Raw genomic sequence first — 17,548 nt, forward strand, 5'->3', positions numbered from 1 at the left:
AATCCAAACCGGAATACCGCACACTACATTGCTATCGAAACCGTAGCGTAACAAAAAGAATATATTCTCTTCCATGCTGGTTTACTTTCGTTAAGTCGTTACAATGACTCCCTCTTTGTCCCGATCTGTTTTTCATATCTAAATTATTTATTCCGCAGTCAAGTCATTCAAGGAAGGTATCCGTGCAACAGTATCTGACAGAAGCGCGTAAATTATTGGCGCTTGCTGTTCCTGTCATTATTGCGCAAGTGTCTCAAACATCGATGGGGGTCGTTGACACCATCATGGCAGGCGCTTATAGCGCCACCGATATGGCCGCCGTCGCCGTGGGAACCTCTATCTGGCTACCCGCCATTCTTTTTGGCCACGGTCTGCTGCTGGCACTGACGCCCGTTGTCGCACAGCTCAACGGTTCCGGCCGACGCGATCGCATCTCGCATCAGGTGCGACAATCCTTTTTCCTGGCCGCCATTATTTCTGTATTTACGATGCTGGCGCTGTATCAGGGGGAATATGCCATTAACCTGATGAGCGACGATTCGCCGGAGCTGGCGGCGAAGGCCATTGGCTACCTGCATGCGCTGCTGTGGGGCGTACCTGGCTATCTGTTCTATCAGGTTTTGCGCTGCCAGTGCGAAGGGCTGTCCAAAACCTACCCCGGCATGATGATTGGGTTCATCGGGTTATTAATCAATATCCCGATCAACTATATCTTTATCCACGGTAAATTTGGCATGCCCGAACTGGGCGGCGTAGGCTGCGGCGTCGCTACCGCGTCGGTTTACTGGATCATGATGCTATTGATGATGGCCTACACCCGACGCGCCTCCTGGCTACGCGATATCCGCCAGCATCGTCCTACATTCCGCCCGGATTTTTCCGTATTAAAGCGTTTGTTTGGTCTCGGTTTACCTATCGCGCTGGCGCTGCTTTTCGAGGTCACCTTGTTTGCCGTGGTGGCGCTGTTGGTGTTGCCGCTGGGCGTCGTCGATGTGGCCGGTCACCAGATTGCCCTGAACTTCAGCTCGCTGATGTTCGTCCTTCCGCTCTCGGTTGGCGTTGCTACCACCATTCGCGTCGGACATCGTTTAGGAGAAGGTTCGGTTGAGAACGCCCGGATTGCCGCCTACACCGGCATTCTGGCTGGCGTGGCGTTAGCCAGCTGTACGGCCATTTTCACCACGCTGCTGCGCGAGCCTATCGCCCTGCTCTACAATCAGGATCCGCTGGTGGTGGCGATGGCTTCTCAGCTCATGCTGTTGGCTGCCGTTTATCAAATCTCCGATGCCGTTCAGGCCATCGGCAGTGGCGTATTGCGCGGCTATAAAGATACCCGGTCGATTTTCTATATTACGTTCACGGCGTACTGGGTGCTGGGGTTACCGAGCGGCTACCTGCTGGCGTTGACGGATATCATCGTCCCACGCATGGGACCCGCGGGTTTCTGGTGCGGTTTCATCATTGGCCTGACGGCAGCGGCAGTGATGATGGTGACGCGGATTCGTTTTCTTCAGCGCCAGCCTGCCGCACAGATTTTAGCGCGCGCGGCTCGCTAGATAACGTTTTATCCATTTTGAGTCGAAAAAAACAACACAATGGATACAACCCCAGCAATCGCGCTGGCAAGAGCACAAAATTGCATTTTTCCTCTTGCCAGCTTTCCCCTTGCTCGCTACTATTCGCATCGCTGTCAGACAGGCAGCCCGGTATCTCAATGCGTTCATAGCTCAGTTGGTTAGAGCACCACCTTGACATGGTGGGGGTCGTTGGTTCGAGTCCAATTGAACGCACCATTCCTTCTTCGCAGTACCTCAATCACTTCGTTAATCCACTAAAATCTTTGTTAAATCTGCACTCATACTTTTTCAGCAATATCGATCTCATTCCACCTGTATTCGCACGATCTACGTCCATTTGACCTGAGTCAAAAGCAATACAATGAAGCGCCACAGGTTTGGTTAGTCTCTCAGTGGTTATGATAAAATCCTTCCACGAAAATAATATCGGAAGAGTCAATTGCAATGGATTGGTTAAAAGATTACATACCACTGCTCCTCATTGGTGGTGGGATATGGGAAATTTTTCACGTCTATCACGGACTCAAATCTGGCGTGTTAGTCGAGAGAATTAATAGAAAAGACGTGACATTTCATCGTGGCGAATTTTGGTTTAGTTTTTGGATCGGCTTTCATATTATTTTTTCAATAGGAACGTTCGCCGTTAGCCTCTTTCTCATCAGAAAATATTTGCTCTTCCCTGATTGGCTGCAACCATATTTCTCTCACTTTTATTCGCTCTGACAATCATTAGCGCCAACAACCTCTCCAGTGACTCTGCATGGTGTTCAAACTTGCCATAAGTAATTTCACGCCAGAGCGTCACTCTGGCGTAAAAGTATGTGCGCCGCCGTTATTACGCCTGCGACTCGATCACCACTACGCACTGCCCCGCGCGAACGGATGCGCCAGGCTGACAGCGAATATCCCGCACCATGCCGCGCTGCGGCGAGACAATCGGGATTTCCATTTTCATGGATTCGAGAATCATCAACGTTTCCCCCTCGGCTACCGTTTTTCCGATCTCCGTCGTCACCTGCCAGAGATTACCGGCAATCGGGCTCTCTACGCCGAGTTGTCCCGGTAGGATCGGCGCGTCGTCCGCTTCCTCAATCACCACGTCGACGCTATCCGTCACCGATTGACCGGCAATACGCCAGCGCTCGCGTTCCGCCTCAAACGCGGCCCGCTGGCGTACGCGGAATGCCTCGATCTCTTCAGCTTCCCGCGACAGGAAATCCTGATAGGCGTTTAGCGCCAGCTCGCTTTGCTCGATTCGCAGCGGGTAGCGCCCCAGCGGGAAATCCCGACGGATGGATAACAATTCGTCGGCCGACACCGGATAGAAGCGAATTTGGTCAAAGAAGCGCAGCAGCCACGGTTTGCCGCCAAACGCGTCAACGCCGCGATAGCGATCCCACATTTGCAGCGTGCGGCCGACAAACTGATAGCCACCCGGCCCTTCCATACCGTAAACGCACAGGTACGCGCCGCCGATACCCACCGAGTTTTCCGCCGTCCAGGTGCGTGCCGGATTATATTTGGTGGTCACTAACCGATGGCGCGGATCCAGCGGCGTTGCCACCGGTGCGCCGAGGTAAACATCGCCCAGCCCCATCACCAGATAACTGGCGTCAAAGACCGTTCGGTAAACCTCATCGAGATTCTCCAGCTCGTTAATACGACGGATAAATTCAAGATTGCTTGGGCACCAGGGCGCATCGCTGCGTACCGTGGTCATGTATTTTTGGATCGCCAGTTGGCAGGCGGGATCGTCCCAGGACAGCGGCAGATAAACGACCCGTGACGGCACGGTCAGATTCTGCTGGGTGCAAACGTCCTGCCATAGCGTGGACAACACGTCCAGCAGGTGCGACAGCGGAAGCGCCTCGGGGCGATAATGTACCTGCAACGAGCGAATACCCGGCGTCACGTCAATAATGCCATCAAGCGTCAGTTGTTCCAGCACCAGCATCAGCGCATGGACGCGGAAACGCAGCGCGACATCCAGTTCCGCCGCCCCCACTTCCAGCAGTAAATGGGTATCGCCGGACAGCCGAGCAACTAGCTGTTTATCCGCTTCACCGATATCCAACACCACCGGGGAAATCAGTGCGGCAGCCGACCAGTCGACCGCGATCGGGGTAAGCTGTTCCACCTCCGCATGGCGTGCCTGCGCCAGTGCACGCGCCGTAGAGAGGTCGACAGGAATAAAGCGTACGCGATCGCCGGCGTTGAGTTGTCCCAGCGCCCACAGGTCAGCCTCGATTATCGTCACCGGACAGACGAATCCGCCCAAGCTCGGGCCGTCCGGCCCCAGAATAACCGGCATATCACCCGTGAAATCCACCGCGCCGATGGCATACGGGTTATCGTGAATATTCGAAGGGTGCAGCCCCGCCTCGCCACCGCTATCGCGCACCCACTCTGGTTTCGGCCCAATCAGGCGTACGCCCGTGCGGCTGGAGTTAAAATGCACTTCCCATTCGGTGGTGAGAAAGGTGTCCATATAGGCAGGCGTAAAATAGTCCGGTGCCGCATGTGGGCCGTAAATCACACGCAGTTCACGTACCGTAGACAACGTAGTGCGCAACGCGTCCGGCAGGCTGTCACCGATACGTCTATCAGCCAGCGGTGCGAGGTGCAATACATCGCCCGCCCGCAGCGCCCTGCCCGCGTGGCCGCCAAACTGCCCCAGCGTGAAGGTACTTTTACTGCCGAGATAGTCCGGCACATCGAATCCACCGCGCAGGCAAAGATAGCTGCGTACTCCCTGCGCATTCATCGCGCCTAATCGCAGCGTGGCGCCCGCCGGGATCGCAAAGACGCTATCCATCAGAACACGTTTGCCGTCTAATTCGATAGCGATAGCCGCACCGGTGACCGCCGCCACCGCATCAGTATTAAAACGCAACGTCGGCCCGTTCATCGTGATCTCCAGCGCGGCCATGCCCGCCGAATTCCCTACCAGACGGTTGCCTAAACGCAGCGCGCGATCGTCCATCGGCCCCGACGGCGGTACGCCGACCGCCCAGTATCCGAGACGTCCAGGATAATCCTGTACGGTGGTCTGCGTTCCAGCGCTCACCACTTCACAGGTTGTCGCCTGATAGATCAGCGCATCCAGACAGCGCGTCCACGGCTGGCCGCTGGCAAACGGCTCTGCCGCCAGAATCTGACGCAGATAGTCACGGTTGTGTTCCACTCCATAGAGTCGTGTGTCAGCCAGCGCCCTATCCAGTCCGACCATCGCCTGCTCGCGGGTGGGCGCACAGGCAATGATCTTAGCCAGCATCGGGTCGAAAAACGGGGGGATCTCGCACCCGGCCGTCACCCAGGTGTCGATGCGCAGGCTATGCTCCCCTGCGGCGGGAAACGCGACTTCCGTCAGCAACCCCGGCGAAGGTTGGAACTGTTTGCCCGGATCTTCCGCGTACAGGCGCGCCTGTATCGCATGCCCTTGCGGATTCAGTCCAGCGGCCAGCTCACGCAGCGGTGGTAAATCCCCTGCGGCCAGTTCGATCATCCAGCGCACCAGATCCACGCCCCAGACCTGTTCCGTTACGCCGTGCTCGACCTGTAAACGCGTATTCACTTCAAGAAAGTAAAAACGGTCCGTTGCGCTGTCATAAACGAACTCCACCGTTCCGGCGCTGCGGTAATTCACTGCCTGCGCCAGACTGATTGCCGCCGCGCACAGCGCATCGGCGACCCCGTCCGGTAGATTGGGCGCGGGCGTTTCTTCAATCACCTTCTGGTTGCGACGCTGTACCGAGCAGTCCCGAACGCCCAACGCCAGCACGTCTCCCTGACCATCGCCAAAAATCTGCACCTCCAGATGTCGGGCGCGTTCGATATACTTTTCGATGAACACGCCCGCATCGCTGAAATTGTTCTGGCCCAGACGTTTTACCGTTTCAAACGCGTCGGAAAGCTCCGTGGCGCTATAGCAGACACGCATCCCGATCCCACCGCCTCCCGCCGTGCTTTTTAGCATGATCGGATAGCCGATCGCCACCGCCGCACCGAGGGCCGCGTCAATGTTTTCCAGTAGTTCGGTGCCTTCCAATAGCGGCACGTTGTACTGCTTCGCCAGCGCTCGCGCCGTATGCTTTAAGCCGAATACCCGTAGCTGCTGTGGCGTCGGCCCGACAAAGGCGATCTGCGCCGCTTCGCAGGCTTCGGCAAACGCGGCATTCTCGGACAAAAAACCATAGCCGGGATGAATGGCCTGCGCGCCGCTACGCCGAGCCGCAGAGAGAATTTTGTCTACATCCAGATAGGTGTGCGCCGCCGCGCCCTCACCCAGGCTAATGGCTTCATCGGCGTCCTGAATATGCAGGCTACTGATATCGGCATCAGAATAGACCGCGATACCACGGACGTTCATCTCGCGCAGCGAACGCAGAATACGGCACGCAATCGCGCCACGGTTGGCAATCAGAAGTTTGTCGAACATACGCTAGACTCATGCAAGAGCGGGTCGTCCCGCCAAAATGCGATCCGCATGATGGTCGTCCATCGCGGTAACGGTCAGGTGCTGCTGAAAGAGCGGGTAGTGCTGAAACAGATAGTGCTGAAACGGACTATCGCGCTGGAATTACGGGACGCTGTCCGTTCGGGTATTAGCCGACGGCAGATAATACCGATTTGCCCGCGCCTCCAGCGCGCTCACCAGCCATGCTTTCACTCGCTGCCAGCGCGTACGTTTTTCACCACCCCGATCCGATATCAGTTCCATATCAACACCTCCGCTGGCGTTGGGTTCCAGCCGTTGCACGGATTATTCAACTGCGGACAGTTAGAAATCAGCACGATGACGTCCGTTTCGGCGCGCAGCTCCACGTATTTCCCCGGTGCAGAAATGCCGTCCTCAAAGGTCAACCCGCCTTCCGCCGTCACTGGCACGTTCATAAAGAAGTTGATGTTTGCACCAATGTCCTTTTTATTCAGGCGACCATCGTGCAAGCAGGCGCAGAGAAAGTTATCGCGACAGCTATGCATGTAGCGTCGGTCGAGCGCATAGCGCACGGTGTTGCTCTCCTGCGCACAGGCGCCGCCCAGCGTGTCATGGCGACCGCAGGTATCGGCGACAATCGTCAGCAGCGGGTTGCCAAGATTGGAATACAGCACGCTGCCCGTCGTCAGGTAGACGCTATTCTGGCGACGCAGCGTGCGTTGCGGATCGTAGCGTTCACGCGGATCATCGACGCGATAGAACAGCGTATCTACCGCCTGATTGCCCTCCAGATCCAGCAGCCGCAGCGTCTGCCCCTGCTTGACCTCAAACAGATAGGGTTCTCCGGCAGGAATCACATGGCGGAATACCGCCTCCTCGGCCGTTTTATTGCTGGCAATTAACGTCATGTCCGGCCTCCTTACAGGCAAAAGCGTTCGGTATTGTGAAACGCACGTGCATTTTCCTCACGGAAGGCACGGCAATACGCGGCGACATCCTCACCGTCTGCCCGACTCCAGGTGAGTGCAACCGGGCGCGGCGCGTACGTCGGATTAGGGTCCATCGGGTGTTGCAAGGCGGTCAGCACCACCAGCGTATCCATCGGCGCATACAGCTCGATGTAATCCCCCGCCTGAGAATGATTGGCGTGAAAATGAAACTGCCCCTGCGCATCTACCGTGACTTTGCTGAACAGGTTGAGGGTCATCAGCAGATCTTGCAGATTGAGATTCCATTTCCCCATCTCGACCAGCAGGTTATCCATGCCGTTACGGAAAAAGCCGTTGCGCCGTTCCTGATAACGCCCCTGCCCGTATTTCTCCTGCACTTCCTGCGCATTGAGCACGCCGCCAAAGCTGTCGTGCCAGCCGCACGTGTCGGCAATGATTGCTGCCAGCACCCGCCCCATATCGGAATAGAGACAGTGCCCAACCGTCAGCCTGGCGGTATGCTGCCCTTTCAGGGTATCCGGCAGGTTCAGACGTTCGCTGGTCTGGTAGGCGTTGAACAGCAGCAGACCCACATTGCCGCCGCCTTCCACATCTTCGATACGCAGAATCTGTCCACGCTTGAGAATGAAGGAGGTATGTCCTCCGCCCGGCACGATTTCTTCATCAAACGTGGTTCGGCCTGTCGATGTATTTGTCGATGTCTGTATCGCTGTCATCACAGAAAGCTCCTTAAAGAGGGGATATCGCCGCGCTGACCACAGGAGGCACCAGCGTAAGCGCACGCTGTCGCGTGGCGAGACGCTCCTGATTTAGCGGGATGTCATAAGTAATGCGTGCGCCATAGGCTTCCGGTGCATGCGGGTCGACGCGCACTTTGTCGAACACCAGCAAGCGCGTGCCGAGGTGGAAACCTTCTGGCAAATCGTGGGTAACCATAAAGACCGTTAAGCGGGTTTCCCGCCACAGCTCCAGCAGCAGGGTGTGCATATCACCGCGAATACCGGGATCCAGCGCGCCAAACGGTTCATCGAGCAGCAGGATGCGCGGCTGGACAATAAACGCCTGAGCAATCGCAAGCCGTTGCTGCATGCCGCCGGAAAGCTGGTTGGGGTATTTGTGCATGGCATGCCCAAGCCCGACGCGTTCCAGCATCCGCGCTGCACGCGCTCGCGCCGCCTGCTTGCGCGCCCCAAACAGTCTGCCGAACCAGGGGGAATGCGGTATTTCCAGCCCAATCACCACATTTTCCAGCACGGTCAAATGCGGGAAAACCGAATAGCGCTGAAACACCACGCCGCGGCTGGCATCCGGTTCAGCGGGAAGCCGCTTCCCTTCGAGCCGCACTTCGCCACGGCTGGGCGTTTCCTGTCCCAGCAGCAGGCGCAGAAAGGTGGATTTACCGCAGCCGGATGCCCCGACCATCGTGCAAAACGCCCCTTCTTCAACGTTCAGGTTGAGCCGTTCCAGCACGACGTGGTCGCCGTATTCCTGCCAGATGTTATCGATCTCGATAAAACTCATGCTTTGCTTTCCTCTGACCACGGGAACACGCGGCGATGCAGCCAGCGCAGCGCCCTATCCATGAGCCATGCCAGCAGCGTGATCCACACGACGTAAGGCAGAATCACATCCATCGCCAGATAGCGGCGTACCAAAAAGATGCGGTAACCGAGCCCTGCCGTTGCCGAAATCGCTTCGGCAGAAATCAGGAACAGCCACGCCGCGCCCAGCAGCAGCCGCAGTGAAATCAGCAGTCGCGACAGCAGCTGTGGCAGGATGACGCGCAGCACCACGACCCAGCTGTTCGCGCCCAGCGTCTGGGCTTTAATCAGCATTTCCTGCGGTATGCTGCGGGCGCGCTGTTCGAGATCGCGCGCCAGCATCGGCGTAACGCCAATCACGATCAGCATCACTTTCGAGAGTTCATCCAGCCCGAAGACGATAAACAGGATGGGCAAAATCGCCAGCGGCGGAATCATCGACAGCACGGTCATCAGCGGCGAGAGCGAGGCGCGAAACAGCGGAAAAGTCCCAGCCGCAATCCCGAACAGCAGGCTCAACAGGCTGGCGATCCCCAGCCCTAGCGCGAGGCGCACCAGACTGGCCTGCGTATCCAGCCAGAACAGGTAGTCCCCGCTGCGTTTGTCCTCGGTGAATGCCATGCGCTGAATCGCCTCGGCCATTTGCCCAAGACTCGGCAGGAGTTTGTCATTGGGGTTAGCCTCCAGCCGCACTGCCGACCCGATGAGGTACAGCACCAGCAGCACGACAAACGGCAGCAGGACCAGCAACAGCCGTCCGCCCCGGCTGGGATAGCGATTGATCAAGCGCACGATAGTCTCTCCAGTTTGCGGGTCAGAGTTTGTTCTCTGCGGCCAGGCGCACGAAGGTGTCGTCAAAGCGCAGTTTTACATTGGCGCTGTCACCCAGCGTTCCCTGTCCGGGGAACGTCATGCCGATAAAATCCGCGCTCTGTGCGCCAGCGCCGAGCAACCCTTTGTCAAAGGAGAACTCCGCCACGCGCTTCATGGTGTTAGGAAGATCCGGGCTGGTCAGAAACGCCAGATTGTCCTGCGCGGAATAAAACAGGTGGGTGGTTTTTAGCTGCGACTGATAACCAGCTAAATCCGTACCGGAGGCGGCAGCCATTGATTCCAGCGCCGGTTTGTCGCCCGCTTTCATCAGCGCCATCATTTCAAACCAAGCACCGGCCAGCGCTTTGCCCAACGCCGGATTGTCCTGTAGCGTCTGCGTGTTCACGACCATCATGTCGATCAGCTCACCGGGGATCTGGCCGGACTGAAAGACCTCCGTGGTGTCCGGCTGGCTTTTAATTGCAGACAGTTGCGGGTTCCAGGCGACGGCGGCCTGCACGCTGCGGGTGGCGAAGGCGGCGACAATGTCAGCATCCGAGGTGTTGACGACCGTGACATCTCGCTCCCGCAATCCGGCGGTTTCCAGACCGCGCACCAACAGGTAATGCGAGACGGAGAGTTCAGGCAGGTTGACCTTCATCCCGCGCAAATCGCTCAGCGTTTTCCCTTTGCCTTTTAGCACAATGCCATCGTTGCCCGCGGAGAAACTGCCCAGCAACAGCGCCGTGGTATCCACACCGCCCGCGGCCGGAATGGTCAACGCATCCATGTTGGTCATCGTGCAGCCGTCAAACTGTCCGGCGGTATATTGGTTGATCGACTCGACGTAGTCGTTAAGCTGCGTGACCTTAATCTTGATGCCGTACTTGTCGGCCCATTTATCGATAATGCCCTGTGTGCCGATGAACCCCCATGGCATCCATCCGGCATAGATAGTCCAGCATACGTTGAATTGCGTTTTAGGCGCAGCCTGAGAAGGGAAACTCAGCAGCGCTGAGAGACTGAGGACGCAAACGCCCAGTAAACGAGATAGGTTCATGCCAGACCTCCGGTTGAGTAGGAAAAAAGCGGGAACAGCGCGACACCATGGGTGTTGCTGTCTCCCGGGCTTTTGTCCCGCCGTGTAACCTCAACTGGAGGTCGCCAGCTCTCGGACCAGACATCCATATTGCATGGATCGGAACCCTAGCCAGCTATTCAGGTTGTTCAGCGCCCTATGTGGTGCTGTCCCGAATAGAGAAGAGCAAAATGCGTGCCAGCAGCGAAAATGCCGGTACGGCGGTAGTTTATAGGGAGAATGATAGAGAGAAGCATGCCGCGCGCGCCATCTCGGTGCAATAGCACAGCGAGTGCGCTTCACGGCAGTGCAGTGAGGGTTAACGGATGCGAGGCTTAGCGTGCAGAACGGTTCGCCGTTATTTTTTCCAGCAGCGCGCTAAACGTGGCTTGTTCGTCAGGGGACAACGCCTGAAGCATCTGCGCCTCAATCTGCTTTCCCTGATGCAGAAAAACTTGCGTAAATGCGACGCCCTTATCGGACAAACTGAGCCACACGCTGCGGCCATCATCCGGGTTATCGATCTTGCGGACATAATCGCGTTTGACCAGCTCCGCGACCATGCGGGTGATCTGCGCCTTATCCCGCCCCACCATTTTCGCCAGCGACTGAGGCGTAATGCGCCCTTCCGTCGCGATGATCTTGCATAAGCGAATGTGCACCACATCTAAGCTAATGTCGTGCGCCTTCATCTGTTCCTGCATCTGTGCCTTATAGCTTTCCAGTAAGGCAAAAAGCGCTTTCATCATATTTTATTGACTCAGTCAACCAATGATCATATAGTTGATTTTATCAACTATCTATCATGAATTCAATTTACCGAGGCTACGATGGGAAACGTCTATCAGATTACGGTGGAAGAAAAAGCAGGGCCGCAGCGCACGCTGTCGTTTGAATGCTCGATTCACGATGACCTGTTCAAGATACTGGAAAAAGTCGATGGCAAGATGGACATGACGCCGGAACAGACGCAGGCTTTTCTGGTGGGGCTGAAGCTATTTAGTGAGGTGATGATGCAGAATAGAAAGCACCCGTTGTTTAAGGAATTTGCCACCCCGTTCAGGGAATTCATGTTGAACCTGAAGAAACAGCCAACTGCCGGGTAAATTAAAGAGGTATCACGGCGGAAAATAACGCGCCCCACGCCATATCAATATCAGCGTGGGGCTTGTTTGCATCTTACTCTTTACTCTGCCAGATCGAAGCGATCCGCATTCATCACTTTCACCCAGGCGGCAACAAAGTCATTCACAAACTTCTCTTTATTGTCGTCCTGTGCGTACAGCTCGGCGTAAGAACGCAGAATGGAATTGGAACCAAAGACCAGGTCCAGACGCGTCGCCGTCCATTTGACTTCACCCGTTTTACGATCGCGGATTTCATACAGGTCTTTACGGTATGGCTTCCAGGTGTATTTCATGTCGGTCAGGTTGACGAAGAAATCATTCGTCAGCGCCCCTTCACGATGGGTAAATACGCCGTGCTTCGTGCCGCCGTAGTTGGTTCCCAGCACACGCAGCCCACCAACCAGCACCGTCATCTCTTTCGCTGTTAGCCCCATCAGTTGGGTGCGATCGAGCATCAGCTCTTCCGGGCTCACGGCATAATCTTTCTTCAGCCAGTTGCGATAGCCATCGTGGATCGGTTCAAGGACATCGAAAGACTCTGCATCGGTCAGGGCATCGGTGGTATCGCCGCGTCCCGGTGCAAACGGCACGGTGAGATTCACGCCTGCCGCTTTCGCCGCTTTCTCAATCCCTACATTACCCGCCAGCACAATGGTATCGGCCACGCTGGCCCCGGTTGCCGCGGCAATGCTTTCCAGCACGACTAACACGCGCGCCAGACGCTCAGGTTCGTTCCCTACCCAGTCTTTCTGCGGGGCGAGACGGATACGCGCACCGTTGGCACCGCCGCGCATATCGGAGCCACGGAACGTGCGGGCGCTATCCCACGCGGTTGCCACCAGCTCGCTAATGGACAGGCTACTTTCCGCAATGCGTGCTTTGACAACATCGACATCATAGTCGGTACGGCCTGCCGGAACCGGATCCTGCCACAGTAAATCTTCCTGCGGCACATCTGGACCGAGGTAACGCGTCTTCGGCCCCATATCGCGGTGCGTCAGTTTGAACCAGGCGCGGGCAAACACTTCAGAGAAATAAGCCTGATCCTGATAGAAACGCTCGGAAATCTTGCGATATTCCGGGTCAACTTTCAGCGCCATGTCGGCATCGGTCATCATCGGGTTGTAACGGATAGACGGGTCTTCAACATCCACCGGTTTGTCTTCTTCTTTAATGCTGACAGGTTCCCACTGCCACGCGCCCGCCGGGCTCTTTTTCAGTTCCCATTCGTGATTCAGCAGCATATGGAAGAAGCCGTTATCCCACTGCGTCGGATGCGTTGTCCAGGCGCCTTCCAGCCCGCTGGTAACGGTATAGCGCCCTTTTCCCGACCCTGTCGGGTTATGCCAGCCAAGCCCCTGTTCTCCAACATCTGCCCCTTCTGGTGCCGCACCCAGCAGGCTGGCATCGCCATTACCGTGGGTTTTACCTACCGTGTGTCCACCCGCCGTCAGGGCAACAGTTTCTTCATCATTCATCGCCATGCGGGAGAACGTTACGCGCATATCCTGTGCGGTACGCAGCGGATCGGGATTGCCATCAACACCTTCCGGGTTAACGTAAATCAGCCCCATCTGCACAGCAGCCAGCGGGTTTTCCAGCGTAGTACGATCGTCGCTGCCGTAGCGCCCGGTGCTCTTCGCCAGCCACTCTTTTTCGGAACCCCAGTAGATGTCTTTTTCCGGGTGCCAGATATCTTCACGTCCAAAGGCGAAGCCGAATGTTTTCAGCCCCATGGATTCGTACGCGATATTACCCGCCAGAATAATCAGGTCTGCCCAGCTAAGTTTATTGCCGTATTTTTTCTTGATAGGCCACAGTAAACGGCGCGCTTTATCAAGGCTGACGTTATCCGGCCAGGAGTTAAGCGGTGCAAAACGCTGGTTACCGGTTCCGCCGCCGCCGCGACCGTCGGCTGTACGGTAAGTCCCTGCCGAGTGCCAGGCCATACGAATCATCAGCCCGCCATAGTGACCCCAGTCCGCTGGCCACCACTCCTGGCTGTCGGTCATCAGTGCATGCAGGTCTTTCTTGAGGGCATCGACATCGAGGGTTTTGAGGGCGTCGCGGTAGCTGAAAGCGCTGCCTAACGGGTTGGTCTTGGTATCATGCTGATGAAGAATGTCGAGATTGAGGGCATTTGGCCACCAGTCAGTGTTTGATGAGCCAGTAGAAGTATTTCCGCCGTGCATAACCGGACACTTGCCGGCTGGTTTCGTTTTATTCTCGTCCATCATTATCTCCCAGTATGTTGCATTGCCTTAATCGCTGCGCAAGAAGGCAGGGTCGTCCTCCAATAGCCTTGCCATATGGCAATGGAGCCTTCACCTATTCCCTCTTCTTGATGCAAGACAGTGCCAGAGTCTCCCTATAATTTATAATTGTATATGCTAACTTCTGCGATAGTTTAAGCTGATGAAAAGTAGCTCAATCGCACATTTTTCCTATCTGCATCAATAATCTCGCCGCTAGAACAGCTTGCGATAATGCGCCTGTTTATCATAGGCAGTGCTAATCGTTTAAGGATCGAGATACCGAGGGCGACCACGGTGTGAGGCATCCCTGCGGGAGCCTCATCATCGTGTTTCCCTCTAAATCCATACTTAAGTGATCAGTATTGATTTGTAATAGAGGCGTTTTCAGGGAACTTGCGAGTCTTTCACGCCTCCCAAAAACTACAGCGACGGCGAACGGAGTATAAACTGGGTAATTTCGGCGCGTTTCCCTAAGCGGATAGGAAAGCCGTTCCACAGGCCCGCACCATTGCTCACGTACAGATGCATGCCATCCACGTCATAGCTACCGGACACATAACCTTCATTCGCCAGCTGTGTCACCCAGTGCATGCCCAACACCTGTCCGCCGTGCGTATGGCCGGAGAGCTGTAAATTCGCACCGGCACGCGCGTTCTCTTTCGCTCCCGTTGGCCGATGGCTGAGCAGAACGACGGCGCTATCTGGTGAGATTCCATTGAGCGCGGCGCCAGTATCCGGCAGCGGCTGTTGAAAATCAGCGGCGGTACGATCGGTGATACCAGCCAGTACAAACGTGGCATTATCGCGACCGATCGACACATGTTCATTAAGCAACAGGCGTAAACCCAACGCATTCAACCGCTGCACCCATTGCGTATATTCCACGTAATATTCATGGTTGCCCACGATGGCAAACACGCCGTGTGGCGCACTCAGGTTACGCAACGGCTCCATGTCATCGTGACGAGCGTCCACAGTGCCATCGGCAAGATCGCCCGTAATCACCGTCAGATCGGGCTTAAGCGCATTGGTTTTTGCCACCACCGCCTCCATCCAGGGGCGCTGTAACAGACGGCTGGCATGTAAATCGGTTAGCTGCACCAGCCGGAAACCATCCAATTCGGGCGGTAGCTGCTTCAGTTCAACTTCTACCGTGCGAACGTCAGGAACACGCACTGCCTCCCAAACGCCGATAGCCGCTAACCCCATCGCTACGACGGCAATTCCGCCACGCAGCGCCCTATTGTTTAGCAGAACATTCCCAGCCGAGCGGGATAAAAAACGTCCCACAACGCCGAGCAGATCGACAGCCAACAGCAGAAATGCGGATATCAGTAACGCGCCAAACGCCCATCCCAGAAACATCAGGACAAACGCGGGCACTTCCGGCGACGCCATCGTGCCAAAAAAGGTGCGCGTAATCAGATGATGCTGCGAAGCCAGCAGCACTAACACCGCCAGTATGCGCTTTACAGGCACACCAACATGTAAGCGCCAGACCAGACGCCAGATAACATAGAGGGCGATGAGCCCGGTAATGACATGAAACACGGATGTTTTTCTCTCTTTATCGGTGGTATTGGTATAGTAACGCGTAAATTTTACACTATGACTCACACATTGCAGAGCAACACGGTAGAGAGGTTGTGTTGCCAGAAGGGGCGGATTAACATGGCGCGATTCCCTGCGGTATATAGCCCTGACAACAGTGAAGCCTGCCATCTGCGGCTGCTGGTGCATGATTTTGATTAACAAAGGACATTTATGTTCGATTACACCGACTTTCCCGAACAACGGCAATCTAAAATCAGGCAGATTCTCAGCGAGGAAGGCAAAGTCGTCTGCGCCCAGCTCTCACGCGAATTGAACGTATCCGAGCACACCATACGGCGCGACCTGAAGGAGCTGGCGCAATCCGGTGCCTGCAAGCGCGTCTACGGCGGTGCGGTCATCATGCCGCCAGAGGCCATCGATTTTGCCAGTCGAGCGACTATCGATGCGGTCCAGAAAGATCGCATCGCTCAGGCCGTTATCCCGCTGATTAAACCTAACGGCTGCGTCTTCTTTGACACCGGTACCACCAATCTGGCCGTAGCGAAGCAGCTCCCGCCGGGCCTGAAGTTTACCGCCGTGTGCAATTCGCCCATTATCGCGACAGAGCTGATGCAGCATCAGGATGTAGAAGTGATTTTTCTTGGCGGAAGGATCCAGAAAGAGGTCGGCGGCGCGATTGGTATTGATACGCTTCGACAGCTAGAGAAGATGTATTTCGATCAATGCCTGCTGGGAGGCTGTGCCTTTGATGCCAATGAAGGCCTGACGGTTTTTGAATATGACGATGCAGAATTCAAAAAGTGTCTGGTCACCCGCAGCAGCGAAGTGATCGTCGCGCTGACCGCCAATAAGATCGCTGCTCTGGCGCGCTATCGCGTCGCTGGGTGTGATGAGATCGCCGTGCTGGTGACCGATGATGAAATTGCCCCTGCCTGCCAGAGTGAATTAAGCGAAAAAAACCTGGATCTGATTATTGCCAGATAACACGACGGTAGCCCCAGCGGCTGCCGGCTCGCTTCATGTGGTTCAATTCATGAAAGCAGCAGCTTTATCGTTTTGAGTACCCCGTCGTCGTCATTGCTGCGGGCAACAAAATTCGCCGCGGCTTTGGTTTCCTCAAACGCATTGCGCATCGCAAAGCTGTAAGCCCCGCGGCTCATTAGCTCAATATCATTGTAGCCGTCGCCAAACACCATCGTTTCCTCTGGCGTAATCGCCAATTTGTCCTGCAGGATGTCTACGGTGTGCCCTTTGTGTACGCCGACATCTGCAATGTCGATCCAGGCTGCTTCAGAGACCACGATATAGACATGATCGTGGAACGCATCGAGATACTTCGCCGTCTCGTGACAGTTCCCCTCTGGGTCATAAACCGTGATTTTCACAAAGTCATCGGTCACGGTAGCAAAGCTGGAGATCAGCGTCACATTGGTGTACGACTTCCTTATCTTTTCCAGTAAAGCCGGGTCGATCGTTTCCTTGACCATTGCGCCATGTGGGGTACAACCGATGACCACGTGCCGATCGTCTACACTTTCCAGCACGCCAATCAGGCTCAAGGCCAGACGGTTTTTGATGAGCGATTGGTAAACGTACTCTCCCCGATACTTGATGCGCGTCGCGCTGTCTCCCAGAATCCAGATATCTTTCACATCATCGCCAAAAAGCGCTTCGACCCGCTCACACTGCTTACCCGTGCAGACAGCAAACCGCACGCCCTTCTCTTTCATTAACGCATACACGTCGGCAAACAAAGCTCTGTTGTAATCGCCATCATTGTGAAGAAACGTGCCGTCCAGATCGGTAATTACCAACTTGATCATTCCACTCCCCTTGCAGATTGTACGTACACAGATAGCCGCGAGTCAGGCTGCGGGCAGCCTGCCTGAACAAAGAAAATATTGATTTTGTGCGGTGTGTTAGACGATTGACGCGGTGATGCCACGCCAATGCTCGATCTAGCTCGATGAAAGGTAAAACACACCCAAAAGAGCACATGGCGCGCAAGAAAAATCACTTTACGCCAAATACATTGAGATATTACGCAGGAAATAGCATAGCACTTATTGATAACAAGCAACAAGAAGCAAAACCAATCAATAGTGAGCGGAAAAAGAGTGCACACCGTGGCAGAACCGCATGAAAATGGTTCTGCCACACGCCAGATGTTCGCATGAAGCCGACGCGGGATGAACCCCGCATTCAGACGAACCTG

Annotated in this window: 15 protein-coding genes, 1 tRNA gene and 1 riboswitch; of the genes, 5 read left to right on the forward strand and 11 right to left on the reverse strand. The window is 55.6% G+C overall.

Annotation, left to right across the window (positions count from 1 at the left end; translation table 11 throughout):
• Positions 1 to 182: 182 nt before the first annotated feature.
• Both R9X49_RS08805 and R9X49_RS08810 read left to right on the forward strand, forming a co-directional pair.
• Positions 183 to 1,556: an MATE family efflux transporter gene (locus tag R9X49_RS08805; protein ID WP_319848012.1), complete on the forward strand. Its 1,374-nt coding sequence runs from the start codon at positions 183 to 185 to the stop codon at positions 1,554 to 1,556.
• 160 nt (positions 1,557 to 1,716) lie between these two features.
• Positions 1,717 to 1,793 (forward strand) — tRNA-Val (locus R9X49_RS08810).
• 619 nt (positions 1,794 to 2,412) lie between these two features.
• Here the strand turns inward: R9X49_RS08810 and uca are convergent.
• From uca to R9X49_RS08850, 8 genes are all read right to left on the reverse strand, one after another.
• Positions 2,413 to 6,015 carry an urea carboxylase gene (gene uca / locus R9X49_RS08815; protein ID WP_319848013.1) on the reverse strand — a complete coding sequence of 1,201 codons (3,603 nt, stop codon included), beginning with the start codon at positions 6,013 to 6,015 and terminating at the stop codon, positions 2,413 to 2,415.
• 141 nt (positions 6,016 to 6,156) lie between these two features.
• The gene (locus R9X49_RS08820; protein ID WP_319848014.1) at positions 6,157 to 6,297 is read right to left on the reverse strand and encodes a hypothetical protein; all 141 of its coding nucleotides are present in this window, start codon (positions 6,295 to 6,297) and stop codon (positions 6,157 to 6,159) included.
• Positions 6,288 to 6,923 (reverse strand): urea amidolyase associated protein UAAP2, encoded by a 636-nt coding sequence (locus R9X49_RS08825; RefSeq protein ID WP_319848015.1) that lies wholly within the window; start codon positions 6,921 to 6,923, stop codon positions 6,288 to 6,290. Before R9X49_RS08825 ends, R9X49_RS08820 begins: the two co-directional genes overlap by 10 nt.
• Positions 6,924 to 6,934: 11 nt before the next feature.
• Positions 6,935 to 7,681 (reverse strand): urea amidolyase associated protein UAAP1, encoded by a 747-nt coding sequence (locus R9X49_RS08830; RefSeq protein WP_319848621.1) that lies wholly within the window; start codon positions 7,679 to 7,681, stop codon positions 6,935 to 6,937.
• Positions 7,682 to 7,694: 13 nt separating this feature from the next.
• Positions 7,695 to 8,486, reverse strand: a complete 792-nt coding sequence (locus R9X49_RS08835; RefSeq protein WP_319848016.1) for an ABC transporter ATP-binding protein — start codon at positions 8,484 to 8,486, stop codon at positions 7,695 to 7,697.
• Positions 8,483 to 9,298: an ABC transporter permease gene (locus R9X49_RS08840; RefSeq protein ID WP_319848017.1), complete on the reverse strand. Its 816-nt coding sequence runs from the start codon at positions 9,296 to 9,298 to the stop codon at positions 8,483 to 8,485. The genes R9X49_RS08835 and R9X49_RS08840 overlap by 4 nt, the downstream gene beginning before the upstream one ends.
• Before the next feature lie 22 nt (positions 9,299 to 9,320).
• A complete protein-coding gene (locus tag R9X49_RS08845) occupies positions 9,321 to 10,379 on the reverse strand; it encodes a putative urea ABC transporter substrate-binding protein (RefSeq protein WP_319848018.1) in 1,059 nt (352 codons plus the stop codon).
• A gap of 59 nt (positions 10,380 to 10,438) precedes the next feature.
• Positions 10,439 to 10,540, reverse strand: a riboswitch (guanidine-I (ykkC/yxkD leader).
• 192 nt (positions 10,541 to 10,732) lie between these two features.
• Positions 10,733 to 11,146, reverse strand: coding sequence for a MarR family transcriptional regulator (locus R9X49_RS08850; protein WP_319848019.1), 414 nt, complete (start codon positions 11,144 to 11,146; stop codon positions 10,733 to 10,735).
• Between the two features lie 81 nt (positions 11,147 to 11,227).
• On the opposite strand from R9X49_RS08850, the gene R9X49_RS08855 reads away from it, so the two are divergent.
• Positions 11,228 to 11,503, forward strand: a complete 276-nt coding sequence (locus R9X49_RS08855) for a DUF3861 domain-containing protein (protein WP_319848020.1) — start codon at positions 11,228 to 11,230, stop codon at positions 11,501 to 11,503.
• An 80-nt stretch (positions 11,504 to 11,583) separates the two neighbouring features.
• Here R9X49_RS08855 and katG read toward each other — a convergent pair whose 3' ends face one another.
• Both katG and R9X49_RS08865 read right to left on the reverse strand, forming a co-directional pair.
• Entirely contained in the window at positions 11,584 to 13,758 is a 2,175-nt protein-coding gene (gene katG, locus R9X49_RS08860; protein WP_319848022.1) for a catalase/peroxidase HPI, read from the reverse strand.
• 441 nt (positions 13,759 to 14,199) lie between these two features.
• Complete coding sequence (locus tag R9X49_RS08865; protein WP_319848023.1) at positions 14,200 to 15,330, reverse strand: metallophosphoesterase; 1,131 nt, start codon at positions 15,328 to 15,330, stop codon at positions 14,200 to 14,202.
• Between the two features lie 213 nt (positions 15,331 to 15,543).
• Here R9X49_RS08865 and R9X49_RS08870 point away from each other — a divergent pair, with 213 nt between their 5' ends.
• On the forward strand, positions 15,544 to 16,317 hold the full coding sequence (locus R9X49_RS08870; protein WP_319848024.1) for a DeoR/GlpR family DNA-binding transcription regulator: 774 nt from the start codon (positions 15,544 to 15,546) through the stop codon (positions 16,315 to 16,317).
• A gap of 47 nt (positions 16,318 to 16,364) precedes the next feature.
• Here R9X49_RS08870 and R9X49_RS08875 read toward each other — a convergent pair whose 3' ends face one another.
• Complete coding sequence (locus R9X49_RS08875) at positions 16,365 to 17,156, reverse strand: HAD-IIB family hydrolase (RefSeq protein WP_319848025.1); 792 nt, start codon at positions 17,154 to 17,156, stop codon at positions 16,365 to 16,367.
• 143 nt (positions 17,157 to 17,299) lie between these two features.
• Here R9X49_RS08875 and R9X49_RS08880 point away from each other — a divergent pair, with 143 nt between their 5' ends.
• Positions 17,300 to 17,476, forward strand: a complete 177-nt coding sequence (locus tag R9X49_RS08880) for a hypothetical protein (RefSeq protein ID WP_319848026.1) — start codon at positions 17,300 to 17,302, stop codon at positions 17,474 to 17,476.
• Positions 17,477 to 17,548: the final 72 nt, after the last annotated feature.

The organism is Pectobacterium carotovorum (genome assembly GCF_033898505.1).
Lineage (GTDB): Bacteria > Pseudomonadota > Gammaproteobacteria > Enterobacterales > Enterobacteriaceae > Pectobacterium > Pectobacterium carotovorum_J.

Excerpts from the sequence above, each read along its gene's own strand:
- R9X49_RS08835 (WP_319848016.1), bottom strand. The coding sequence starts at position 8,486 with ATGAGTTTTATCGAGATCGATAACATCTGGCAGGAATACGGCGACCAC.
- R9X49_RS08845 (WP_319848018.1), bottom strand. The coding sequence starts at position 10,379 with ATGAACCTATCTCGTTTACTGGGCGTTTGCGTCCTCAGTCTCTCAGCG.
- katG (WP_319848022.1), bottom strand. The coding sequence starts at position 13,758 with ATGGACGAGAATAAAACGAAACCAGCCGGCAAGTGTCCGGTTATGCAC.
- R9X49_RS08855 (WP_319848020.1), top strand. The coding sequence starts at position 11,228 with ATGGGAAACGTCTATCAGATTACGGTGGAAGAAAAAGCAGGGCCGCAG.
- R9X49_RS08880 (WP_319848026.1), top strand. The coding sequence starts at position 17,300 with ATGAAAGGTAAAACACACCCAAAAGAGCACATGGCGCGCAAGAAAAAT.
- uca (WP_319848013.1), bottom strand. The coding sequence starts at position 6,015 with ATGTTCGACAAACTTCTGATTGCCAACCGTGGCGCGATTGCGTGCCGT.
- R9X49_RS08870 (WP_319848024.1), top strand. The coding sequence starts at position 15,544 with ATGTTCGATTACACCGACTTTCCCGAACAACGGCAATCTAAAATCAGG.
- R9X49_RS08850 (WP_319848019.1), bottom strand. The coding sequence starts at position 11,146 with ATGATGAAAGCGCTTTTTGCCTTACTGGAAAGCTATAAGGCACAGATG.
- R9X49_RS08825 (WP_319848015.1), bottom strand. The coding sequence starts at position 6,923 with ATGACGTTAATTGCCAGCAATAAAACGGCCGAGGAGGCGGTATTCCGC.
- R9X49_RS08820 (WP_319848014.1), bottom strand. The coding sequence starts at position 6,297 with ATGGAACTGATATCGGATCGGGGTGGTGAAAAACGTACGCGCTGGCAG.
- R9X49_RS08875 (WP_319848025.1), bottom strand. The coding sequence starts at position 17,156 with ATGATCAAGTTGGTAATTACCGATCTGGACGGCACGTTTCTTCACAAT.
- R9X49_RS08830 (WP_319848621.1), bottom strand. The coding sequence starts at position 7,681 with ATGACAGCGATACAGACATCGACAAATACATCGACAGGCCGAACCACG.